This window comes from Streptomyces sp. WG5 (genome assembly GCF_049974565.1).
Classification (GTDB): Bacteria; Actinomycetota; Actinomycetes; order Streptomycetales; family Streptomycetaceae; genus Streptomyces.
Genome location: NZ_JBNGGC010000131.1, coordinates 1 through 1,242, shown reverse-complemented (window position 1 = coordinate 1,242; position 1,242 = coordinate 1). Strand labels below are relative to the sequence as shown.

The following is a 1,242-nucleotide window of genomic DNA, read 5'->3' as shown; positions in this document are numbered from 1 at the left end:
AGGCCCTGGGCGATGCCGGTGTGGACGCCCGGTTGTGGAGTCTGACGCGTGGAGCCGTTTCGGTCGGCCGGTCGGACCGGTTGACGTCGCCCGTGCAGGCTCAGCTGTGGGGTCTGGGCCGGGTCGCCGCCCTGGAGGTGCCGGAGCGCTGGGGCGGTCTGATCGACCTGCCGGAATCGCTGGACGAGCGTGCACAGTCCCGTCTGGTGGGCGTGCTGACCGGTTCTGGTGAGGACCAGGTGGCGGTCCGCTCCTCGGGTGTGTTCGGTCGTCGTCTCGTTCGCGCAGCACTGTCCGAGGCCACGGCGTCGTGGTCGCCGTCCGGCACGGTGCTGGTGACCGGTGGCACGGGCGCGCTGGGTGGTCGTGTCGCGCGGTGGTTGGCGGAGGCGGGTGCCGAGCGGCTGGTGCTGACCAGCCGCCGTGGCATGGATGCACCGGGTGCTGCTGAGCTGGTGGCGGAGTTGGGTGTCGACGTCTCCGTTGTGGTGTGTGATGCCTCCGACCGTGAGGCGCTGCGCGCTGTGCTCGCCGAGCATGCCGATTCGCTGACCGCCGTCGTTCACACGGCGGGCGTGCTGGACGACGGTGTACTGGATGCCCTGACCCCGGAGCGCATTGACGGTGTGCTGCGGGCGAAGGCCACGTCGGCGCTCTACCTGCACGAGCTGACGATCGAGCTGGACATCACCCTCGACGTCTTTGTCCTCTTCTCTTCTGCCGCCGGTGTCTGGGGAGCCGCGGGCCAGGGCAACTACGCGGCCGCGAACGCCTACCTCGACGCCCTGGCGGAGCAGCGGCGTGCGGATGGTTTGGCGGCGACGTCGATCGCGTGGGGTCCGTGGGCCGAGGGCGGCATGGCGGCCGACGAGGCGATGGCCGCCCGGATGCGCCGAGGCGGTGTATCGCCCATGAACGCGGCAACGGCGCTGACCGCCCTGCACCGTGCGGTGGGCGCCCAGGACACTGTCGTCGCCATCGCGGACATGGACTGGGAGCGTTTCGCTCCTGGTTTCACGTCCGCGCGTCCCAGCAGGCTCCTCGCCGAACTGCCGGAAGCGATGACGGTCGCCCGTACTGAAGAGAGCACGGATGAGTCCTCTCAGGCGGTCGGTTCGTCGTTTGCTGTGCGGTTGCGGGGGATGGCGGAGGGGGATCGTGCGCCGTTTGTCGTGGAGTTGGTGCGGGGGCTGGTCGCCGAGGTTCTGGGGCATGGGGGTGGGGGTGATGTCGAGGCGGGTC

1 protein-coding gene is annotated in these 1,242 nt (G+C 70.2%); it reads left to right on the top strand.

All coding sequences use genetic code 11. The features are described from left to right. Positions 1–1,242: beta-ketoacyl reductase (locus ACP4IX_RS36215; RefSeq protein WP_426558900.1), on the top strand; the 1,242-nt coding region annotated here is incomplete at both ends.